The sequence below is a fragment of the Microbacterium sp. NPDC090003 genome (genome assembly GCF_044748385.1).
Lineage (GTDB): Bacteria > Actinomycetota > Actinomycetes > Actinomycetales > Microbacteriaceae > Microbacterium.
Genome location: NZ_JBIVFW010000003.1, coordinates 42,967 through 61,159 on the forward strand (window position 1 = coordinate 42,967; position 18,193 = coordinate 61,159).

19 protein-coding genes are annotated in these 18,193 nt (G+C 71.2%); 5 read left to right on the forward strand and 14 right to left on the reverse strand.

Annotated elements, in window-relative coordinates; translation table 11 throughout:
* Positions 1-75: 75 nt before the first annotated feature.
* Genes ACIPVN_RS15785 through ACIPVN_RS15800 form a run of 4 tightly spaced genes read right to left on the reverse strand, consistent with a single transcriptional unit; the run spans position 76 to position 3,984 of the window.
* Complete coding sequence (locus ACIPVN_RS15785; protein WP_400444833.1) at positions 76-1,731, reverse strand: RecQ family ATP-dependent DNA helicase; 1,656 nt, start codon at positions 1,729-1,731, stop codon at positions 76-78.
* Complete coding sequence (locus tag ACIPVN_RS15790; RefSeq protein ID WP_400444969.1) at positions 1,728-2,351, reverse strand: hypothetical protein; 624 nt, start codon at positions 2,349-2,351, stop codon at positions 1,728-1,730. The genes ACIPVN_RS15785 and ACIPVN_RS15790 overlap by 4 nt, the downstream gene beginning before the upstream one ends.
* Complete coding sequence (locus tag ACIPVN_RS15795) at positions 2,348-3,208, reverse strand: endonuclease/exonuclease/phosphatase family protein (protein ID WP_400444836.1); 861 nt, start codon at positions 3,206-3,208, stop codon at positions 2,348-2,350. Before ACIPVN_RS15795 ends, ACIPVN_RS15790 begins: the two co-directional genes overlap by 4 nt.
* Positions 3,205-3,984: a glycosyltransferase gene (locus ACIPVN_RS15800; RefSeq protein WP_400444839.1), complete on the reverse strand. Its 780-nt coding sequence runs from the start codon at positions 3,982-3,984 to the stop codon at positions 3,205-3,207. Before ACIPVN_RS15800 ends, ACIPVN_RS15795 begins: the two co-directional genes overlap by 4 nt.
* A gap of 159 nt (positions 3,985-4,143) precedes the next feature.
* On the opposite strand from ACIPVN_RS15800, the gene ACIPVN_RS15805 reads away from it, so the two are divergent.
* Entirely contained in the window at positions 4,144-5,229 is a 1,086-nt protein-coding gene (locus ACIPVN_RS15805) for an alkene reductase (protein ID WP_400444841.1), read from the forward strand.
* A 109-nt stretch (positions 5,230-5,338) separates the two neighbouring features.
* On the opposite strand, the gene hxlA is transcribed toward ACIPVN_RS15805, so the two are convergent.
* Positions 5,339-5,962: a 3-hexulose-6-phosphate synthase gene (gene hxlA / locus ACIPVN_RS15810; protein WP_400444844.1), complete on the reverse strand. Its 624-nt coding sequence runs from the start codon at positions 5,960-5,962 to the stop codon at positions 5,339-5,341.
* Positions 5,963-6,032: 70 nt separating this feature from the next.
* Positions 6,033-6,614 carry a 6-phospho-3-hexuloisomerase gene (gene hxlB / locus ACIPVN_RS15815; RefSeq protein ID WP_400444847.1) on the reverse strand — a complete coding sequence of 194 codons (582 nt, stop codon included), beginning with the start codon at positions 6,612-6,614 and terminating at the stop codon, positions 6,033-6,035.
* A gap of 94 nt (positions 6,615-6,708) precedes the next feature.
* Between hxlB and ACIPVN_RS15820 the strand changes: the two genes are divergently transcribed.
* Together ACIPVN_RS15820 and ACIPVN_RS15825 are read left to right on the forward strand one after the other, a co-directional pair.
* Positions 6,709-7,536 (forward strand): LuxR C-terminal-related transcriptional regulator, encoded by an 828-nt coding sequence (locus tag ACIPVN_RS15820; protein ID WP_400444850.1) that lies wholly within the window; start codon positions 6,709-6,711, stop codon positions 7,534-7,536.
* Positions 7,537-7,651: 115 nt separating this feature from the next.
* Positions 7,652-7,969, forward strand: a complete 318-nt coding sequence (locus ACIPVN_RS15825; RefSeq protein ID WP_336641821.1) for a DUF2277 domain-containing protein — start codon at positions 7,652-7,654, stop codon at positions 7,967-7,969.
* A gap of 80 nt (positions 7,970-8,049) precedes the next feature.
* On the opposite strand, the gene ACIPVN_RS15830 is transcribed toward ACIPVN_RS15825, so the two are convergent.
* Entirely contained in the window at positions 8,050-8,739 is a 690-nt protein-coding gene (locus tag ACIPVN_RS15830) for a DedA family protein (RefSeq protein ID WP_400444853.1), read from the reverse strand.
* Between the two features lie 104 nt (positions 8,740-8,843).
* Positions 8,844-10,391 carry a LuxR C-terminal-related transcriptional regulator gene (locus tag ACIPVN_RS15835; protein ID WP_400444856.1) on the reverse strand — a complete coding sequence of 516 codons (1,548 nt, stop codon included), beginning with the start codon at positions 10,389-10,391 and terminating at the stop codon, positions 8,844-8,846.
* 190 nt (positions 10,392-10,581) lie between these two features.
* Here ACIPVN_RS15835 and ACIPVN_RS15840 point away from each other — a divergent pair, with 190 nt between their 5' ends.
* Complete coding sequence (locus tag ACIPVN_RS15840) at positions 10,582-11,070, forward strand: pyridoxamine 5'-phosphate oxidase family protein (protein WP_400444857.1); 489 nt, start codon at positions 10,582-10,584, stop codon at positions 11,068-11,070.
* 81 nt (positions 11,071-11,151) lie between these two features.
* On the opposite strand, the gene ACIPVN_RS15845 is transcribed toward ACIPVN_RS15840, so the two are convergent.
* The gene (locus ACIPVN_RS15845) at positions 11,152-11,424 is read right to left on the reverse strand and encodes a hypothetical protein (protein ID WP_400444860.1); all 273 of its coding nucleotides are present in this window, start codon (positions 11,422-11,424) and stop codon (positions 11,152-11,154) included.
* Between the two features lie 112 nt (positions 11,425-11,536).
* Between ACIPVN_RS15845 and ACIPVN_RS15850 the strand changes: the two genes are divergently transcribed.
* The gene (locus ACIPVN_RS15850; protein WP_400444862.1) at positions 11,537-11,860 is read left to right on the forward strand and encodes a hypothetical protein; all 324 of its coding nucleotides are present in this window, start codon (positions 11,537-11,539) and stop codon (positions 11,858-11,860) included.
* 7 nt (positions 11,861-11,867) lie between these two features.
* Here the strand turns inward: ACIPVN_RS15850 and ACIPVN_RS15855 are convergent, their stop codons facing one another.
* The 5 genes from ACIPVN_RS15855 to ACIPVN_RS15875 all read right to left on the reverse strand — a co-directional run bounded on the left by ACIPVN_RS15855 (position 11,868) and on the right by ACIPVN_RS15875 (position 18,157).
* The gene (locus tag ACIPVN_RS15855; RefSeq protein ID WP_400444865.1) at positions 11,868-12,827 is read right to left on the reverse strand and encodes a sugar kinase; all 960 of its coding nucleotides are present in this window, start codon (positions 12,825-12,827) and stop codon (positions 11,868-11,870) included.
* Between the two features lie 7 nt (positions 12,828-12,834).
* The gene (gene manD / locus ACIPVN_RS15860) at positions 12,835-14,061 is read right to left on the reverse strand and encodes a D-mannonate dehydratase ManD (RefSeq protein WP_400444868.1); all 1,227 of its coding nucleotides are present in this window, start codon (positions 14,059-14,061) and stop codon (positions 12,835-12,837) included.
* Positions 14,062-14,166: 105 nt separating this feature from the next.
* Positions 14,167-15,558 (reverse strand): MFS transporter, encoded by a 1,392-nt coding sequence (locus tag ACIPVN_RS15865; protein ID WP_400444871.1) that lies wholly within the window; start codon positions 15,556-15,558, stop codon positions 14,167-14,169.
* Between the two features lie 44 nt (positions 15,559-15,602).
* The gene (locus tag ACIPVN_RS15870) at positions 15,603-16,607 is read right to left on the reverse strand and encodes an L-idonate 5-dehydrogenase (protein WP_400444873.1); all 1,005 of its coding nucleotides are present in this window, start codon (positions 16,605-16,607) and stop codon (positions 15,603-15,605) included.
* Positions 16,607-18,157, reverse strand: a complete 1,551-nt coding sequence (locus ACIPVN_RS15875) for a mannitol dehydrogenase family protein (protein WP_400444875.1) — start codon at positions 18,155-18,157, stop codon at positions 16,607-16,609. Before ACIPVN_RS15875 ends, ACIPVN_RS15870 begins: the two co-directional genes overlap by 1 nt.
* Positions 18,158-18,193 lie beyond the last annotated feature (36 nt).

Sequence of the window (18,193 nt, forward strand, 5' to 3'; positions counted from 1 at the left end):
CGTGGCGTCGTGGCGTGGCGTGGCGTGGCGTGGTGTGGCGTAATGGGGTGAGGAAGGAAGGCGCGACGGCCGCGCTCAGGCGACCTCGAGGATGCCGCGCTCCAGCGCCTCGCGCGCGAGGACGCGGTACCCCTGCTCCTCGAAGAACACGGTCAGACGGTCGTCCTCGACGCCGACGACCGTGCCGACGCCCCACTCGGTGTGACGGACGGCGTCGTCGGCGCGGATGCCGTCGGGATGGTCTTCGCCCGAGGAGTCGGTCTGCCGGCGCGTGCCCCGCGCGGGTGCCTCGCCCGCATCGCAGCGGTCGCACGCCCCGCATGTGTCGGGGGCCTCGACGCCGAAGTACTCCAACAGGGCGATGCGACGACAGCGCACGGCCTCGGCATAGCCGCGCATGATCGCGATGCGCGACTCGCGGATGCGCCTCTGGGCGTCCTCGTGGTCGCGCACCGCCTTCACGATCGTGGCCGGTGTTCGACGGCCCACCGCCGAGAAGCCCTGCGCGGTGGATGCCGCCGCTCCGACCGCGACGAGCGAGCCGAGCACGCGGCCGGCCGTCCGCGCCGACAGGCCGGCAGCCCCACCGACCGTGGTGGCGCGCACACGTCCACCGGCGTCCCGGAGGGCCTTCCAGACGGCCTTCACCTCGGCAGGACGTGAGTGGCCCCCGGCGAAGAACGCCCGCACCGAGAAGTCCTCGGGGCGATAGTGCAGTACGGCCCGCGACGGCTCTCCGTCGCGCGCTGCCCGGCCGATCTCCTGCGCGTAGGAGTCGAGGGACTCCGTCACGTCGGCGTGCACGACGCGGCGCACGTCGGACTTGTCGATGCCCATCCCGAACGCCGAGGTGGCGACGACGACGTCGAGCTCGCCGGCGCTCCACGCGGCATGCACGGCATCCCGGTCCCGCGCCGACATGCCGCCGTGATACCCCGCTGCTCGGCGCCCGCGCTGGGAGAGCGCATCCGCGTAGTCGCGGGTCTCCTTGCGAGTGGCGACGTACACGAGCGTCGCGCCGGTCTCCGTCGCCGCGTCGTCGATGACGGCGCGGCGCTTCTGCGCGTCATCCTCGTAGCGCTGCACCGCGAGGTGGATCTCGGGGCGGTCCATGCCACGGATCTCGAGGTGCGGGTCGCGCATGCCGAGGCGCTCGACGATGTCGTCACGCACGGGTGAGGAGGCGGTGGCGGTGAGGGCGAGCACCGGCGGATGCCCGAGGGCGTCGACCATGTCACCGATCCGCGCGTAGTCGGGGCGGAAGTCGTGCCCCCAGGCCGAGACGCAGTGGGCCTCGTCGACGACCACCAGGCCCACGCCGGCGGTGACGAGCCGGTCGCGCACCTCGGTGCGGGCGAGCTGCTCGGGTGCGAGGAAGAGGTAGACGGGCTCGCCGCTCTCGACCGCCGCCCAGGCCTCGCGCACGGCACGAGCTGAGGAGCGGGAATTGATCGCGACGGCGGAGGGGGCATCGGGAGCCTGATCGATCGACTCCACCTGGTCGCGCTGCAGAGCGAGCAGCGGCGAGATCACGAGGGTGACGCCGCCGAGTTCGAGCCCGGCGATCTGGTAGACGGCCGACTTCCCCGCGCCGGTCGGGAAGACGACGAGCGTGTCGCGTCCGCCGACGACGGCCTGGATCGCCTCGGCCTGCCCCGGCAGCAGGGTCGACCAGCCGAACGCTTCACGTGCGGCCCGGCGGGTCTCGGCGAGGGTGGGGGGAGCGTTCATGCGGCGGCACCCGTCGGCGCCACGGATGCGGGAGAACCGGTCGGTGCGGCCGGGCGTGCGATCCGCACGCGTGCGAGCAGCACCCCGGCGAGCACGCCGCCGAGTCCGCCCAGGACCATGTCGCCGATCGTGTCCTGATAGGTCACGAAGATCTCGTCGCTGAGGAACGCCCAGCCGACCCACTCGATCATCTCCCAGACCGCGCTGATGGCGAGCGCGATGAGCGGCAGCAGCACGAGGGGAGTGCGCCGGCGCACCCCGGCCTCGCGGGTGAGGGCGACGACTCCCGTGCGCTCGAGCACGACGGCCGCGACGATTGCCAGCACACCGGTGCACACTCCGTGCAGGAGCAGATCCCACCCCGTGATCGTGCGGTAGAGGTCGAACACGTTGCTCCACGCGGCGATCAGCACGGTGACGCACGCGGTGACGTCGAACCAGGGCCGCAGCCCGAGCATCCGGGGCAGCATGAGGGCCGGCAGAGCGAGGGCGGCGATGCCGGCATCGGTGGGCTTCAGCCAGATCGCGGCCGCGACGACCGCCAGCACGCCCAGGGCGCGGAGCACGTCGGCCGCCCACTCGGCCGTGGTGCGCGGCGGGCGCAGGAAGTCCTCTTTCATGGGGTCCATCTGCGTGCGTTCCTGCGGGCGGCACCGTCGACGCGGATCACGGCCTGCACCGCGAGGTGGTCGGACGGGTGCGCACCCGCGAAGGTGCGTGCGTTCGCCCCCGTCGCGCGCACCCGCACGTCGGGAGTGACGGCGATCGCGTCGATGCGCCGGGTGCGAACCCGAGGACGTCGATAGTGCGTGTAGGTGCCCCACTCGGGGGTGAGATGCGCGTCGGCAGCGGCCCAGGCATCCGTGAGCCGGTCTCCGGCGACCAGGGCGCGCACCGACGTCGAGCGGACATCGGCATTGAGGTCGCCCATCACGATCGCGGCCACACCGCGCTCGCCGATGAACGCGGCGATCGCCTCGGACGAGCGCTGCCGGGAGCGCCGCGAGAAGGGATCGAGATGCGTGTTCACGACGAGCAGGCGCGCCCCGGTGGAACGATCGACGAACTCGGCCCACACGGCGATGCGCGGGATGACGTTGCCCCACCCGAGCGAGCCCGGAAGGTCGGGGCGATCGGACAGCGCACGCTGGCCGCCGTCGACGAGCTGCAGGCGCGTGCCGTCGTAGAGCACCGGCGTGCCCTCGCCGGTGCCGCCGCGCCCGCGCCCGCGTCCCAACGATCGGTAGCCGTCGCCGAGCGCCCTCCGGATCGGCGGCATCACGCGCGGAAGGGCCTCCTGCAGGCCGAGCAGGGTCGGACGTTCGGAGGCGAGCAGAGCGTGCACCGCGGGTTCGCGCGTGCTCCAGCGATCGGCTCGAGCGATCAGGGGCCCCTCCATCGCGCGGCGCGCGTTCAGCGTCATCACGTGCACCTCGGGCGGAGCGACCGGGCCGATGAGCGTCGCGCTGCCCGTCATCTGTGGCTCCCGCGAGGTGTCGCCGCCAGTCGCCGGGTGCGGTGGGCGAGCATGCGCCCCCACCGGAACGGCGGGAAGTCGTGGGGCCAGTGCACCAGCACACTGCGCATGCCGCGATGCACGCGCCGGCCGAACCGCCCTCCGGTGAACGGGCGCATGGACATCCCCATCGACAGGCCGGGGAGCGCGCGGATGCGGTGCTCGGCGCCGAGATGGAACGCGAGGTCGAGGTCGTCGTGCACCTCGGGATCGTGGCGGTGCACCTGATCGCGCACGGCGAGCCAGGCGTCTCGGCGGAACGCGAGGTTCGAGCCGAAGAGGGGGCGGTGCCCGAGCGCGAGCCCGGTCACGGCGGCGTAGGCGCCGAGATACACGGCAGCGAGGGGCGCACGCAGGGCGTTCGGACCGTCGGTGAAGTGCGCGCGTCCGGTGAACGCCGCGACGTCGTCGGCCGCGGCGAAGGCGCGGGAGACCTCGCTCACCCAACCCTCGCCCGGGACGCAGTCGGCGTCGAGGCGCAGGATCACCTCGCCGCGCGCGGCGTCGTACCCGGTGGCCGCCGCCGCACCGATGCCCGGGTCCGGGCAGGCGATCACCCGAGCGCCCGCCGCGCGGGCCACATCGGCGGAGGCATCCTGCGACCCGTTGTCGACCACGACGATCTCGCCCGGCGGGGTCGTCTGTCGCGCGAGTGCGGCGAGGCAGACGGCGAGCAGAGCCGCATCGTCCTTCACCGGGATCACGACCGAGGTGGTCAGCGCGCGCGGCGGATGCATGTCCTTCTTCTCCCGTCGTGCCGATCGTCGTCGAGATCCTCGGCGGTGATCGTCTCCTCCCACGGTAGGCGGGCGACGGGGACTGCCGCATCGGGTTGACGCCCGCCGCTCGCGGCGCTAGCGGGAATACCCGCGGGCCCGTGCATCTTGGTCTCCAGTGTGACTCTTTACTCGCCCGCCGTCTTCGGCGCCCTGAACCTGTCCAACCGCGTCGTGATGGCGCCGCTCACGCGCACCCGTGCCGATGACGCCGGCGTTCCCACCGACACGATGGCGGAGTACTACCGCCAGCGCGCGGGACAGGGCCTGATCATCAGCGAGGGCGTGTGGCCCGCGGCGGAGGGCAAGTCGTACCCCGGGCAGCCGGGAATCGTCACGCCCGCGCAGATCGAGGGCTGGCGTCGGGTCGCCGACGCCGTGCACGCGGCCGGCGGAACGATCGTGATGCAGCTCATGCACGGCGGACGCGTCTCGCACCCGCTCATCTCGGGGGAGGACCGCGTCGTCGGCCCCAGCGCGCTCGCCGCTCCGGGCCAGACCCGCACGCCCGAGGGCAAAGCCGACCTGCCCGTTGCGCACGCGCTCACCCTCGACGAGATCCCCGGGGTGGTCGAGCAGTTCGCGCAGGCGGCCCGCAACGCGATCGCGGCAGGGTTCGACGGTGTCGAGGTGCACGGTGCGAACGGCTACCTCGTGCACGAGTTCCTCTCGCCGGTGTCGAACGTGCGCGATGACTCGTACGGCGGATCGCCCGAGAACCGCGCGCGCTTCGCGGTCGAGGTCACGCGCGCGGTCGCCGCGGCGGTCGGGGCGGAGCGCACCGGCATCCGTCTGTCTCCCCAGCACAACATCCAGGGCGTGCTCGAAGAGGACGACGCCGATGCACGAGCCACCTATACCGCCGTCGCGAACGGCCTCGCCGCGCTCGGACTCGCGTTCGTCGACGTGCTCAACGCCGACCCGCGCGCCGACCTGGTGCAGGCGATCCGCGCGGCGTCGAAGGCCCCGCTCATCGTCAACTCCGGCTTCGCGGTCCCCACCACGCGTCAGGAGGCCGAGGAACTGGTCGACGAGGGATGGGCGGATGCCGTCGCCGCCGGGCGCCCCGTCATCGCCAATCCCGACCTCGTCGAGCGGTGGCAGGCACGCGCCGATCTGAACGAGCCCCGCCCCGAACTGTTCTACGGGTCGACCGCCGAGGGCTACACCGACTACCCGTCGCTCGAGGACTCGCGCTCCGTCTGACGCGTTCTCCCAGCTGCGCCGATCGGTGCGAAACGTCGGTTCTGAGGGCTGAAAGTCGACATTTCGCACCGATCGGCGCGCGAGGGGGTGAGGCGAGAGGTGCCGCCCGTCAGACGATGGCCGCGCGCAGCGCCGCGGCTGCGTCTCCGACGTTCTCGGCGCTGTAGATCGCGCTGCCGGCGACGGCGACCTGCGCGCCGGATGCCTGAACCGCGGCGATGCTCGACGCGTTGACGCCACCCGCGACCGAGAAGGCGACACCGGATGCCGCGCCGTCGGTGAGGAGGCTGTCGAGGGAGTAGCCCTCCTGGGCCTGCTCGTCGAGGCCCGCATGCATCTCGACGAACTCCGCGCCCAGGCCGATGACCTGCTGGGCGCGGGCGGCCTTGTCGGCGACGCCGATCAGGTCGACGACGATGCCCTTGCCGTGCTTCTTCGCGGCCTTCACGGCACCGGCGATGGTGCTGTCGTCGGCGGCGCCGAGCACGGTCACGAGGTCGGCGCCCGCGCCGAAGGCGATGTCGGCCTCGAGCTCACCGGCATCCATCGTCTTGAGGTCGGCGAAGATCACCTTGTCGGGGTGGGCCTCCTTCAGCGCGGTGATCGCCGAGAGGCCCTCGCTCTTGATGAGGGGCGTGCCGAGCTCGAGGATGTCGACGTGCGCGGCGGCGGCCGCGGCCAGCTCCAGAGCCTTCTCGGTGCTGAGCGTGTCGATGGCGAACTGCAGTTTCATGGGTGTTCCGTTCTTCGGGGATGGTTTCGGGGATGGTCGGGGGAAGGTCAAGGGACGGGCCTCGGACACGTCATTCGAGGTTTGCGTGCCGCGGCCACAGCTCGTCGGCGCTCGAACCCTGGCGCTGCCAGAGCGCGTGGAAGAGGCCGTCGCCGATCACCACGACGATCTGCTCGAACAGGCCCCCGGCGTACTGCGCCGACGCCTCGGCGCTGCGATCGAGCTTCTGCGCCGCGGGCACCCGCACGCGCACATCGGCGAGGTCGGAGAGGGGCGACGACTCGGCGGTCGTGATCACGCCGACGCGTGCGCCGATCTCGGAGGCGCGGGTGGCCGCGCGCACGATGGACTCGGTGGTGCCCGAGCCGCTCGCGGTGAGCAGCACGTCGCCCGCCGCGATGGCGGGAGTAGTCGTGTCGCCGACCACGTGCACTTCGAGGCCCAGGTGCATGAGGCGCATCGCCGTCATGCGCAGGGCGAGTCCCGAGCGTCCGGCGCCCATCACGAACACCCGGTCGGCGTCGCTGAGGAGGGCGGCGAGGTCGTCGAGCTGTCGCGCGTTCGCGACGCTCGTGCGCTCGGCGGCGTGCAGGAGCTCGTTGGCGACGAGGGAGATCGCCGCTCCCGGGGAGATGGTGGCGGTGAGGGACATGCCCCCAGCCTTCCGAGCATCCGATCGTCGGGCGCTCCTGCCTCGGGACCGTTCCCCCTACCCGAAAGGAGGGGGCGAGATAGAGTGGGTGCCCATGAGCGCCACCGATCACGCCACGCAGACCACGTCGCGCCGCCTCACCGCCGACCACTCCCGCGCGCTCGCCGAGCAGCGCGACCGGTACGCGCTCACGCTCGAATCCCTGCTCGCGACGCTGCGCTCGACCCGCCTCGACGACAAGGCGGCCCGCACGATCGCGGTCGACGTCGCCGCCGGCGCCCTCGTGGGGCTGCGCACCCTGAACGACGAGCAGGGGGCGGGCCTCGAGCCGGTCACCGGGGCGTTCGAACGGCTGCGCGGAGACCTGCGCCCACTCGTGCGGTACAGCGAGCTCGACGTGCAATTCGTCGAACCGCCGGCCAACGGCCGCGCCCTCCCCGGCGACATCGCGCACTCCGCGAGAGCCATCGTGCGCAGCACCGTGCTGGCGATCGTCGACCGCGGCGACACCCGGCGCGTGCGCATCCAGTGGGATTGCGACGGCCTCAACCTGCTCATCGGCATCCGCGACGACGGCCGCGGCGACCTCACCGCCCACGACGACACGCTCCGCTCGATCGGCGAGCAGGTGTCGGCCCTCGCCGGCGACTTCTCGGTGGCGGCGACCCCGGGCTGGGGGTCGGAGGTCGGCATCCGCCTGCCCCTCGACCCCCCGGCGGATGCCGGCGACCTGCCCGCCGCGATCGACGCCAGTCCGCGCGAACGCGACGTGCTGCGGCTGATCGCCGCAGGCCGGCGCAACCGCGAGATCGCGCACACGCTCGGTGTCAGCGAGAACACCGTGAAGTTCCACGTCTCGAACCTGCTGCGCAAGTCCGGCGCCGGCTCGCGGGTCGAGCTCGCGGCGATCGCGCGGGGCTGACCACCCGTTCGGAGGGGCAGGCCCGTGCGAACGGGTGGGGCGGGCCTGCCCGACGGATGCCGTGGACACGCGGCCACCCCTTGACTCCGGCGCTCAGCGATCTAGCCTGGCTGGCATGTGCCGCAACATCATCCCCCTGAACAACCTCGAGCCCCCGGCATCCGACGACGAATGCCACGACGCCGCGCTGCAGTTCGTGCGCAAGATCTCGGGGACGAACGCCCCGTCGCGGGCGAACCGGGAGGTGTTCGACCGGGCGATCGCCGAGATCGAGCGCTCGGTGCGGAATCTGCTCGACGGACTCGTCACCTCGGCGCCCCCGAAGAACCGTCAGGAGCAGGCCGCCAAGCGCCAGGCGCGTTCGGCGGAGCGCTACGAGGCGATCCGGGTGTTCCAGGACGCGAAGCGCGCCGCCCGCACCGCCGAGGCCTGAGTGCGCCGATCGGTGCGAAATGTCGGTTCTCCGGTGCTAAAGCCGGCATTTCCGACCGATCGGTGCGCCTGACGTCGGGGTCAGTCGGCGTCGGGCTGCGGCATCCGTCGCGCCGTTCCCTCGCGCAGCCGCCGGCGGATGCGCAGGACGATGAAGGCGAGCACCAGCAGGGCGATCGCCCCGACCGCGACGTTCGAGATGAGGCCGCTCCACTCCTCGAGCACCGGCTTGATGGCCGGGCCGAACGCGAAGCCGAGACCGATCCAGATCGCGTTCCAGACGCCCGAGCCGATCAGCGTGTAGAGCGTGAACTTCCACAGCGGCATGCGCTCGATGCCCGCGGGGATCGAGATGAACGACCGCACGAGCGGCACGCAGCGACCGAAGAGCACGGCCCCGCCGCCCCAGCGGGCGAAGAACGCCTCGGCCTTGTCGAAGTCGTCGTGGTCGAGCAGCGGGATGCGGCCGACGATCCGACGCGTGCGGTCGCGCCCGACCGCGGCGCCGATCGCGTACCAGATCAGTGCGCCGAGGAGCACGCCGAGGGTGGCCGCCGCCCACGCGCCCCAGGCGCTCATCCGGCCCTCGTAGGCGAGGAACCCGGCGACAGGCAGGATCGCCTCCGAGGGGATCGGCGGCACGAACGTCTCGATGAGGATCGCGATGCCGACGCCCACCTCGCCGAGCGATTCGATGAGGCTCAGCACCCACCCGACGAAACCGTCGTAGGCGGGGGCGGATGCTTCCAGGCTGGGGGTGATGCGGCTCATCGTGTCCTCAGGTGTCGGGGATCGCGGTGGTCGTACCCGTCGACGCTATCCCGTGCACCTGAGTCCCGGCTCAGCGTCCGTTCCGGCTCCGCGTCCGTCCCGGCTCAGCGTCCGAGTCGGAACAGGTCGATCAGCTCCTGTCGGCTCGAGACCTCCAGCTTGCGGAACGCGCCCCGAAGCTGCGACTTGACCGTATTGACGCTCACGTGCTGTTTTGCGGCGATCTCGGTGTTCGACAGCCCGGCCAGGGCCGATGCCACGACCGCGGCTTCGCGGCGGGTGAGCGCCTCGGTGCCCGCGACGACCGTCGTCTCCGGCTGGCCGCGCAGGAGGTGCGCGATCCCGGGCTCGCCGCGCTCCTCGATCAGGTCGGCGAGCGCCCGGCGTGCGGCGGTCGACGCCGACGGGAAGGCGGAGTAGAGGCCGTTCCACGTGGCGAGCGCTGCGGCGCGCTGCAGCAGGTCCTCGCGCTGCGAGGGCGGGCCCGTCTCGGCGGCGATGACGAGGGCGGAGATGATCACCCGGGGTCGAGCGCTCGACGCCTGCAGGAGCGGAGCGACCATGCGGCGCGCAGCGGCGGGTTGTTCGCGCTGCACCAGGCGGCGCGCGAGCAGAGCGGCAGAGGTCTGCGCCACGACGCCCGCATCGGCATCGGGTGCGGTGCTTCCGAGTTCACGGGCCGCACGGTCGGGTTGGTGCAGCAGGAGGAGCAGCAGGTACCGCACCATGGCCGTGTACTCGGCGTTCACGGGAACCTGCGCGTACTCCGGCGCGAGGCCCGCGACGAAGGAGTCGAACTCCGACAGCAGCACCTGCGCCTCGTCGCGCCGATCCGGCGTGATGGTGTAGGCGCGCAGCGCGAAGTACGGCCCCCAGAGGTCGAGCGACAGCGCGATGTCGATCCCGTCGAGGATGGCGCGGGCGGCGTCGGTCTCGAGGCGGTCCACGAGAAGAACGGCCTCCGCGATGCGAGCGGCGGCCGGGGCATCCGCCGCCCACCAGGCATCGGCGGGCACCTCCGGGAGCTGGCCCAGCCAGCGCGCCGCGTCGCGCCCGCGACCGTGCAGTGCATGGATGAGAGCGCTGGCACCGCCGGACGTCGTGCGCACGAGACGGTTGTCGACCGACTCGGCCCAGTCGTAGCTGCGCGCGAACTGCTCGAGCGCATCGTCGAATCGACTGGCCAGGAAGTACGTCAGGCCCCAATGGTAGTGGAGCTCCGGGAGGGCGTTCGCGAAGGTGGGCACCACCTCGACGGGGACGGCGCGCAGGGTCTCCACGGCCCGGTCTGCGTCTGCGGCGGCATCGGCCAGGCGTCCGTCGCCGCGCGCGGTCGCCAGGCGACCGGTGAGGGCGGCGAGGCGGTCGAGCGGTGGTGCGGCCGGGTCGTCCGAGAGGATGTCGGAGTAGGCGCGCCGATGGGGAAGCCGGTTCGACCGTCGGCGCAGGTGCTCCTCGGCGAAGCGCAGGCGAGGGTTCGCGTCGAGGACGGCCGGGGGCAGGGATTCGATCGTGCGGATCAGCAGCTGCGGATGGTCCTGATAGAGAGCGCTCCAGCGTGCACCCAGGATGCCGAGCACCCCGGTCCAGTCACCGTCGTCTCGCGCCGCGGCGAGCGATCGTTCGAGGTCTTCGGCGGCTCCTGCGGTCATCGAATCGATCTCCCTGCTCGTTCCCCTCGACCCTCCCAGTCTCTCAGAAGCGATGCGCGGTGATTGCGCAACCATCGTGCGTCGTGACTAAGGCCTCTCGGGTCGAACCGCAACCCCCTCGGCGACGGCATCCTCCCGTCGCAGGATGGCGGGGATGCCGCGCTAATCGTGGCGCAGAAGGGACACTCTCATGACCGACACCACACCCGTCCAGCGGGTCGCCGAACTGCTCAAGGACTTCCGCTTCGCGATGTTCACCACGCGCAACGCCGAGGGGCGTCTCGTCTCGCATCCGCTCACCGTGCAGGAGGCCGAGTTCGACGGCGACCTGTGGTTCCTCGTGTCGAAGAGCGCCACGCTCGTGCTCGACGCGCAGGCCGACGAGCGGGTGGGCGTCTCGCTCTCGTCGAACGACGCGTGGGTGTCGCTGTCGGGCACCGCGGAGCTGGTCGACGACCCCGCGAAGGTGCGCGAACTCTGGAGCCCCACGGTCGAGGCCTGGTTCACCAACGGACCGGACGACCCCGAGGTGGGCCTGCTGAAGTTCACCGCCGAGTCCGCCGAGTACTGGGACAGCCCGGGTGGGAAGATCGCCTCGCTGTTCAGCTTCGTGAAGTCGAAGATCACCGGCGAGCCCTACGAGGCCGAGAACGAGACGGTCGAGCTCCCGAAGCGGTGACCGTCAACGCGTGAAGATCCACTGGATCGTGGCGACGATCGCGACGACGGAGAAGATGATCCAGTAGAGCGCGCGGGGATCTCAGAGATCCCAGTCGGCGATCGGCATCACGGGAGCCTCCTCGACGAGCGCAGCGGAACTCACGTGCTCGACCGAGATGACGACGCGAGCGCCCGGCGAGACCAGCACGCTCACCAGCCCGTTGCGGTCGGAGATGTCGACGAACGTGGGCTCCGTCCGGGCCGCGGCTTCGATGCGCTCCATGAGCGCCAAGAGGTCGCGGTCCCCGTCCAGGAGGAACTCGCGGCCATCGATGTCGATGCGTGCTCTCGTGTTCGTCCTCGGCTCGTCCATGCGGTCGACGGTAGACCCGATTCCGGCCGATCCTGAGGGGGTTGCGCGACTCGGACGCCGTTGGTAGCCGATGCTCTCCCCGACGACATGCGACCGCGACTATCGTTCCAGTATGGGTTCATTGCACTACGGCGGCTCGGAGGCCCCGATCCGAATCGAGGACCGTGCGCTCGCGCACCTCAAGGTGGCGATCGCCACGAAGCTTCGTCGCAACGAGAGCTTCACGCTGTCGTGGCGCCATGGAGACAGTGACGAGAACGGGCGGTCGACGATCTGGCTGCACCCGTCGATCCCGCTGCGCTTCACGTTCGACGAGCCAGAGGCGCCGCAGCTGAACCTGAAGTGGATCGAGCAGCTGATGATGTCGGCGAACTCCTCGGGCGGCATCAGTCTCGTCGACGAGATGCTCGAGACACCCGAGGAATCCGCGGGCTGAGGTCCGCTCAGCGACGGACGGGGTCGCCCCCGCCGTCGAGGAACCGCCCGAGGTCGCGCATCGTCGGGGCGGCCTCCCAATCGCCCGGCACGAGGCAGGCGATCGCACCGCAGGCATTGGCGCGCCGGAGAGTGCCGGCGATGTCGAGTCCTTCGAGCCGCGCGCTGAGATACCCCGCCACGAACGCGTCACCTGCACCGACCGTGTCGACCACGTCGATCGTGAAGCCGGGGCCGGCGCAGGTGCCGTCGGGCGTGAAGACCGTCGCGCCGTCCGGGCCCTGCTTCAGCACGACGTGCTCGACGCCCGCGGCGTGCAGCAGTCCTGCCGCGTCCGTCTCGGATGCCTCGGGGTACAGCACCGCGAACTCCTCGGCGCCGCCGAAGACGAGGTCGGCGCGCTCCGCGAGTTCCCGCAGGAGGGGACCCGCCTCGGCGACCGGGGCCAGAGCCGAGCGGTAGTTGATGTCGACGCTCACGGTCACCCCGGCGGCCGTCGCGCGGTCGACCGCGACCCGCAGCGTCTCGCGCGCCGAGCTCGACAGCAGCGGGGTGATGCCGGTGACGTGCAGGATCGCCGCGCGCTCGACCCACTCCGCGGGCAGGTCGTCGGGGTGCAGTCGCGATCCGGCCGAGCCCGCGCGGTAGTAGTGCACGGCGGTGGATGCCGCGGACGGCCGTTCCTTCACCATGAGTCCGGTCGGGGCATCCGCGTCCGCGATGCCGTGCACGTCGACGCCCTCGGCGCGGATCTCGCGCAGCACCCGGTCGCCGAGCGAGTCGTCGCCGACCCGACCGAGCCACGAGACGGATGCCCCGAGCCGGCGCAGCCCGATGGCCACGTTGCTCTCGGCTCCTCCGACGCCGAGCGCCATCGCGCTCGCGTGCCGGAGCGAACCGATCTCGGTGGCGCGCATCAGCGCCATGCTCTCGCCGAGCGTGACCACCCCGCGATCGTCGCCCGTCATGGACGCGTCACCAGTCGTGGACGGTGCCGTCGAGCAGACGGTTCACCGGCAGGTACGCCTTGGTGTACTCGTGGCCCGCTGCGGCATCCTCGTCGAGCTCCACGCCCAGGCCGGGGGTCTCACCCGGGTGCAGGAAGCCCTCGTCGAAGGTGAACGAGGTCTGGAAGACCTCGAGCGTCTGCGCGTTGTGCGGCATGTACTCCTGGATCCCGAAGTTGTGGATCGCGAGGTCGAGATGCAGCGCGGCGGCCATGCCGACGGGTGAGATGTCGGTCGGGCCGTGGATGCCCGACTTGATGCCGTAGATCGCGGCGAAGTCGAGGAGCTTCTTCATGGCCGTGATGCCGCCGGTGTGGGTGACCGCCGAGCGCACGTAGTCGATCAGACGCTCGGTGATGAGGGTCTGGTAGTCGTACACCGAGTTGAAGACCTCGCCGATCGCGAGCGGGGTCGTGGAGTGCTGGCGCACCAGGCGCAGGGCCGTCTGGTCCTCACCGGGGGTGCAGTCCTCGAGCCAGAACAGGTCGTAGGGCTCGATGTCCTTCGCGAAGCGCGCGGCCTCGATCGGGGTCATGCGGTGGTGGCCGTCGTGCAGGATGCGCAGGTCGCCTCCGAAGTCCTCGCGGATGCTGGCGAAGACGCCGGGCATGTGGTTCAGGTAGTTGCGGGTGTCCCAGCGCTCCTCGCTGGGACACCCGCCCGAGCGCTTGGCGGGCTCGTAGTCGTAGCGCACGCCCGGACCCGACGACGAGACGCCGTAGATCTGGCCGAGGCCGGGCACGCCGGTCTGCACGCGCACCGCCGTGTAGCCGAGCTCCTGGTAGCCGGCGATCGCGTTCTTGAGGGCGGCGTAGTCGGTGCCGGAGGCGTGGGCGTAGACGCGCACGCCCTCGCGGCTGGCTCCGCCGAGGAGCTGGTACAGGGGCATCCCGGCCTTCTTCGCCTTGATGTCCCACAGGGCCATGTCGACCGCGGCGATCGCGGCCATCGTGACCGGGCCGCGGCGCCAGTACGGCCCGCGGTAGAGGTACTGCCAGGTGTCTTCGATGCGATCCTCGTCGCGGCCGACGAGCATCGAGGCGACGTGGTCGGCGAGGTACGAGGCGACCGCGAGTTCACGCCCGTTGAGGGTCGCGTCACCGAGGCCGGTGATGCCGTCGGAGGTCGTGATCTTGAGCGTGACGAAGTTGCGTCCGGGGCTGGTGATGTTGACGTCGACGAGCTCGATGGTCATGGCGTTCTCGGTTCTCCTGGTGAAGGGGGGCGTGCGGGGTGCGGGTGTGGTGCGGGGTGCGGCCGAAGGTCTCGGCCGCACCCCGGGTCATGGCTCGCGGGGCGATCAGATCGCGTCGCGCGGGTCGGTCAGATCGCGACCGGCCACCTCGGGCATCCAGATCGACGCGACGAGCGCGCAGAGCGTGAAGAACACGAGCATGATGATGATCGGGATGAACGAGCCGGTGACGGCCGAGACCCACGCGGCGGCGATGACGGGGCCTGCGCCGGTCGCGACGATCGCCGCGATCTCGCGGGCCATGGCGGTGAACGTGTAGCGGTTGCGAGCGCCGAAGAGTTCGGGCAGCGTGAGGTTCTCGAGCGAGGCGAAGCTCATCACGGCGAGGTTGTGCAGCACGACATAGCCGACGAAGACCTGCACCGTGTCCTTGCTGCTGATCATGAGCATGGTCGGGACGATGACGATCAGGGCGATGACCGCCCACACCATGTACATGCGCTTGCGGCCGAAACGGTCGCCGAGCCAGCCCGACAGCGGCACCGTGATGAAGGCGACGAGCGACGAGACGATCACGGCGTTGACGCCGATCGAGCGGTCCAGCAGCAGCACGACGGTGATGTAGCTGATGAGGTACGTCTGGATCATGCCGGAGTTGCCGGCCTGGCCGAAGCGCAGCAGCAGGGCGATCGAGAAGGCCTTCCAGGGCTTGCGCTGCATGGCCTCGAGCGTGCGGATGTCGCCGGTCTCGGTGGCGAGCTGGATGGTCTCCTCACGCGAGAGGGCCTTGCCGTCGACGACGTCGTCGCGCTCCTCGAAGACCGGGGTCTCCTTGAGGTTGAAGCGCACCCAGATGGCGAAGAGCATGATGACCGCGCTGGCGATGAAGGGGATGCGCCAGGCCCACGCGATGACCTCGTCCTCGCTGTAGGCGACGAGCAGGATCGCCCAGATGCCCGAGGCGAGCAGCGTGCCGCAGTTCGTGCCGAGGGCGACGAGCGAGGCGATGATGCCGCGGCGCTTGGCCGGCGCGTACTCGGCGAGCATGACGCCGGCGCCCGAGATCTCGGCTCCCGCGCCGAAGCCCTGGGCGATGCGCAGCAGCACGAGCAGGATGGGGGCGAGCACGCCCACCTGCGAGTACGTCGGCAGGAAGCCGATGAGCGTCGTCGCGAGACCCATGAGCAGGATCGTGTAGAAGAGCACCTTGGTGCGGCCGGTCTTGTCGCCGAGGCGGGCGAAGAAGAACGCGCCGACGGGGCGGGCGACGTAGCCGACGCCGTAGGTGGCCATCGCGGCGACGACCGCGACGGCGGGGTTCTCGGACGAGAAGAAGAGATCGGCGAAGACGAGCGCGGCCGCCAGCGAGTAGAGCTGGTAGTCCATGAACTCGAGCGCGGTGCCGAGCCACCCCGAGATGGCGGCGCGCACGAGGTCGCGCACCGACCTCTTCGCGGTGGGATCGGCGGCCGGGGCCGTCGTGGTGGCGTCTGACATGGGAGGTACTCCTTCGGACCGGGACAGGGGGTGTCGGTGGGGGATTACAGGGCGAGCAGCACCTTCGCCGAGGCGGAGGAGTCGCGCGCGATCGTGAACGCGTTCACGGCATCGGATGCCGGGAGGACGTGCGAGATCACGGGGTCGAGAGCATCCGACTCCGCGAGCATGCGCACCGCATCGTCGATCTCGGTCGAGAAGCGGAACGCGCCGCGGATCGTGAGCTCCTTCGCCAGCAGCGGCGCGAGGTTCACGCCGATGTCGGAGTTCGGAAGCATGCCGACCTGCACGATCGTGCCGGTTCGACGGGTGGCGCGCACGGCCTGGGTGAGGGCGACGCCCACGCCCGAGCACTCGAAGACGACGTCGTACGACTCGTTCTCGATCGTGTCGCGGCCGACGAGGGCGACCTCGGTCGCACCGAGCGCCTGCGCGCGGTCGAGGGGCTCGGGGCGCACGTCGCTCGCGCCGACGACGCCGGCACCGGCGTGCACGGCAGCGGCGACCACCAGCAGCCCGATGGGCCCGGCGCCGATCACGAGCACGCGCTTGCCGCTGACGTCGCCCGCGAGACCCACGGCGTGCAGCGCGACGGCCAGGGGCTCGGCGAGCGCCGCGCGCTCGAGCGGCAGACCGTCGGGCAGCACGCGGATCATGTGCTCCTCGACCAACAGGTACTCGGAGGCTCCGCCCTGACGGTGCGGGTTCGCCGCGGCGCTGCCGAGGTAGTCACCGCCCGGGCGCAGGTGCGGGCGATTCTCGAGACCGGGAACGGATGCTCCGTAGCGGGCGGGGTGCACCGTCACCGGAGTGCCCGGGGCGAGGCGGCCGGAGGGGTCGAGGTCGACGACGCCGGAGAGCTCGTGGCCGGGCACCAGCGGCTCGCGGATCGTGTACTCGCCGTTGGCGCCGTGGAAGTAGTAGTGCAGGTCGGATCCGCAGATGCCGACGAAGCCGACGCGCAGTCGCACCTCGCCCGTTCCGGGTTCCGGGGTCTCCCGGTCGTCCCAGCGGATGTCTTCCTTGCCGTGGATGACGAGCGACTTCATCAGCGGGCCTCCTTCGTGGCGTTCGTGGCGTTCGGGTCGTTCTCGAGCATGCCCTCTTCCGTGGCGGAGAGGGCGTCGGTGATCGCCGCGTCGACACCGCTGCGGCGGATCGTGTCGACCAGTTCGCCGACGCGTGCGGCGAAGGCCTCCTGGTGGGCGAGTTCGCTGCCGAACAGGCGCTGGTCGACGATCACGCGGCGGGCGAGGTCGACGCCGTCGCGTGCGCCCGCGGCCAGCGCGGCGAGGCGCTCGCGCGCGGGGTCGGTCATCGCGGCCGCGTGCACGCCGGGGTCGAAACCGCCGAGCGGGGCGTGGCACGACAGGTAGCCGGCGACCGTGAGTGCGATGAGGTGCGGCATCCGCCCCTGCCCGAGCGCGAGGAGTGCGGGCTCCGGGATGCGCTGGCGCAGCTTCACCGAGCCGTCCGATCCGACCTGGCGGGTCTGGTGTCCGAGCGCGCTGTTGCCCCAGCGCTCGAACAGCTCGGCCTCGTAGGCGCGGATGTCGACACCGGTGGGCACGTCGACCGACGGCTCGTATTCGCTGCGCATGACGCCGCGCGCGGCATCCGCGATCCGGTCGATGCCGATCGCCTCGGGGATCGTGCCGACTCCGCGGAGCGCGCCGAGGTAGGCGATGAGCGAGTGCGTGCCGTTGAGCAGACGCACTTTCATCTGCTCGTAGCGGGCGACCTCGGAGGTGAAGACGGCACCACCGGCCTCCCAGGCGGGGCGTCCGCCGGCGAAGGCGTCTTCGATCGCCCACATCGTGAACGGCTCGCCCGGCACGGGGATGCCGTCGACCGCGCCGAGGAGGCCGGCGACCTCGTCGCGCAGTCGCGCGGTGGTCGACGGCACGATGCGATCGACCATGCTCGAGGGGAAGGTGACGGCGCGGTCGATGTAGTCGAGGGCGCCGGACGCTTCGCCGTCGGGCAGAGCCTGCAGGAACTCGCGCACGAGCTTCTCGGTGTGCTTGCCGTTCGCGGCGAGGTTGTCGCAGCTGAGGATCGAGATCGGCTCGGCGCCGGCGCGGGCTCGGGCCTGGAGGCCGCGGGCGAGCTGGCCGATCGTCGACCGCGGCGCGCGGCCCTGCAGATCGGCGCGCACGGTCTCGTCGTCGAGGTCGAGGTGCTCGGTGGCGGGGGAGTAGCTGTAGCCGTTCTCGGTGACGGTGAGCGTGACGATGCGGATGCCGGCGTCGGCGATGTGGCCGACCACGCGCTCGGGCTCGTCGCCGGCGACGAAGGCGTCGGTGTGCACACCGGGGATCGCGAGGCTCGTGCCCGCGGGAGAGATGGTGGCGACCGAGTAGAGGAAGTCCTGCGCGTGCATCGCGTCGACGACGGTGCGTGAGCGGGAGGCGGCGCCGATGATGCCCCAGTCCCCGCCGTCGTGGGCGATGGCGGCGGCCGTGTACATCGCCTGGTGCGCCCGGTGGAAGCTGCCGAGACCCAGGTGCAGGATGCCGGTGCCGGAGGGGGTGACCAGCGGAGCGGTGGCCGCGGGGGTGGCGCGGCTCAGGATCCGGAGATCGGCGTTGATCGTCATGTAAAGCAGTGTGTATGAGTTGTACAAACTTGTCAA